2 protein-coding genes are annotated in these 2,872 nt (G+C 65.2%); one reads left to right on the top strand and one right to left on the bottom strand.

The window, feature by feature from the left end:
* Positions 1 to 275 precede the first annotated feature (275 nt).
* Positions 276 to 1,931, top strand: a complete 1,656-nt coding sequence (locus tag WCB02_RS42580; protein ID WP_423969186.1) for an acetolactate synthase large subunit — start codon at positions 276 to 278, stop codon at positions 1,929 to 1,931.
* Between the two features lie 547 nt (positions 1,932 to 2,478).
* Here the strand turns inward: WCB02_RS42580 and WCB02_RS42575 are convergent.
* Entirely contained in the window at positions 2,479 to 2,637 is a 159-nt protein-coding gene (locus WCB02_RS42575; protein ID WP_423969184.1) for a hypothetical protein, read from the bottom strand.
* Between the last annotated feature and the right edge of the window lie 235 nt (positions 2,638 to 2,872).

Raw genomic sequence — 2,872 nt, 5'->3', positions numbered from 1 at the left:
CCACGACGATGCTGCGCATCGCCGCGGCAGGCGACCCTCCCCCTCCAGGGAAGGGTAAGTGGAGCGCATGCGCCAGGGACGCAGTCGCATCGGCGCGACCCGGTGGCGGACGATGACAGCTGGGACGCAACTGTCACGCGACAGACCGGGTGCACGCGCTATATTTGGCGCAGATCGAGCGATGCCCATTGGAACAGGTCTTAGGCCAGAGCCCTGCCCCATCGAGCTGGACGCGCGGCTGCGGTGCGCAAGCCGAACTGAAGGAGTATCACGCGATGAATGGTGCCGAGTTGCTGGTGGCCGCGCTGGAAAACGAGGGCGTGCGGCGGATCTTCGGGGTGCCCGGCGAGGAGAACCTCGCTTTCGTCGAGGCGCTGCGGCGCTCATCGATCGAGCTGGTGGTGACCCGGCATGAACAGGCGGCGGCCTTCATGGCCGCGACCCATGGCCGGCTGACCGGCGAAGCCGGGGTGTGCCTGTCGACGCTCGGTCCGGGCGCGCTCAATCTGACCACCGGCGCCGCCTATGCCCTGCTCGGCGCCATGCCGATGATCATGATCACCGGCCAGAAGGGCATTCTGCGCAGCAAGCAGGCGCGATTTCAGATGGTCGACATCGTCTCGACCATGACGCCGCTGACCAAGCTGGCGCGTCAGATCATCAGCCCGGCGACGATTCCCTCGATCGTGCGCGAGGCGTTCCGGGTCGCACAGCAGGAACGGCCGGGCCCGGTCCATCTCGAACTGCCGGAGGACATCGCAGCCGAGCAGGCCCCCGATCTGCAGCCGGTGCCGCGCCATGCGATCGCGCTGCCGGTGGCGCCGTCCGCCGCCTTGGAGCGCGCGGCCGAGATGATCCTGGCGACCGAGCGACCGCTGATCATGCTGGGCGCTGCGGCGAGCCGCCCCCGCCTTGCGGAGGCCTTGTCCGATTTCGTGCGGCGGGTGCAGATCCCGTTCTTTAATACCCAGATGGGCAAGGGCGCCGTGTCCGGCGGATCGGGTCTCTATATCGGCACCGCCGCGCTGTCGGAGCGCGACTATGTGCATGACGCGATCGACCGCGCCGATCTGATCATCTCGATCGGCCACGACACCGTGGAGAAGCCGCCGTTCCTGATGGGTCCCGCCGGACCACGGGTGCTGCATGTCGGCTATCTGCCCGCGACCGTCGAGGAGGTGTATTTTCCGCATGCCGAGCTGATCGGCGATGTCGGGCCGACGCTCACGCTGCTGGCCGAGCGCCTCGAAGGCAGGCTGCCGCACGCCGGCGCGCTCTTGCCGCTGCGCGAGGAGATCCTGGCGCATATCGGCGACCGCGCAGACGAGAGCCGCTATCCGCCGACGCCGCAGCGGATCGTGCATGACGTGCGGCAGGCGATCCCGGAGGACGGCATCGTCTGTCTCGACAACGGCATGTACAAGATCTGGTTCGCGCGCAATTACCGCACCACGGTCGCCAACACGCTCTTGCTCGACAACGCGCTCGCCACCATGGGCGCCGGGCTGCCCTCGGCGATGATGGCCGCGATGCTCAATCCGGGCCGCCGCGTGCTGGCGGTGTGCGGCGACGGCGGCTTCATGATGAACGCGCAGGAGCTGGAGACCGCCGTGCGGCTCAAGCTCAATCTCGTGATCCTGATCCTGCAGGACAATGCCTACGGCATGATCCGCTGGAAACAGGCCGCCGACGGCTTTGCCGATTTCGGACTGACGTTCGGCAATCCCGACTTCGTCGCCTATGCCGGCGCTTACGGCCTCAAGGGCACGAGGGTGGACACCGCCGATGGCCTGGCGCCGGCGCTCGAACAGGCTTTCGCCGCTGGCGGCGTCCATCTCGTCACCGTGCCGATCGACTATTCCGAGAACATGCGGGTGCTGGTCGACGAGTTGCGCGCGCACGCGTCGAAAACCAGACCAGCGATTCCGTGAACCCTATTGTTTCCACGCATTCTGTCCTCATCCAGAGGAGCAAGCATTCGCCCGCAGGGCGATGGCTTGCGTCTCGAAGGATGGCTGCTTGCACGGCCGTCGCCCGTGGCCATCCTTCGAGACGCATCGCTTGCGCGATGCGCCTTCAGGATCAGGGTCGCAGGAGGCCGAGATGATTAGAACTTCAAAATCGCTTGTCCAGTAAGCAACGCGATTGAAATCGCCCGGCCGTTCCCTCGTTGCGCGAGTTGCGCCCGACGAACGTCGAGACCGCGCCACATGTGTCTGGTTCACCTGAAGCGCCGAACCACTGAAACACCTCCGCTGTGGAAAGACTGTCACCCCTCCCCGCCCGCTTCGCGGGCGACCCTCCCCCTCCAGGGGAGGGTCAGATCACAGCGCGCAGTGGGTTGAGCCCTTCGCGAAATCCATCGTCGCGGAATGAAATTGATGCGCTTCCATCCATCCCGCGAATGTCGGATGCCTGCACAACGACGACGATGACCATCGGCCATGAGCGCAGGCATGCCGGCTTGCGGCAAGACGATCATCCGGCGGACTTGTTCATCTTCTTCACTTTTGCGTCCGTCGCCTCGATCGACGCGGCCAGTTCCAGGATGGCTTTGGCCAGAAGGTCGGCGGCTTCCTTGGGGTCGAGCGATCGCTCGGCGCGAAGCGCATAGTTTTTTGCTGAGGAGAGTGACATCGGCGACCTTTCCCATGGAAAAATCCGCCGCGTTGATGCGGCGGCTTTCTAAAAGACAGAAAGAGGCGCGGCTCTGGAGAGGCGCGTCCCTCGCGGGTCGCATACGCCGGCAAGGCCGGCATCCAGTCAATACCGCATTCGCCAATCGGCGATCCCTGAGTGGACCTAGACGAGCATTCCGTGAAACCTGTTATTCCCAAGCACTCTGCCCTCATCCTGAGGAGCAGGCCTTCGC

The sequence above is a fragment of the Bradyrhizobium sp. genome (assembly GCF_049581145.1).
Taxonomy (GTDB): domain Bacteria; phylum Pseudomonadota; class Alphaproteobacteria; order Rhizobiales; family Xanthobacteraceae; genus Bradyrhizobium.
This window is presented reverse-complemented; position numbering and strand designations above follow the sequence as displayed.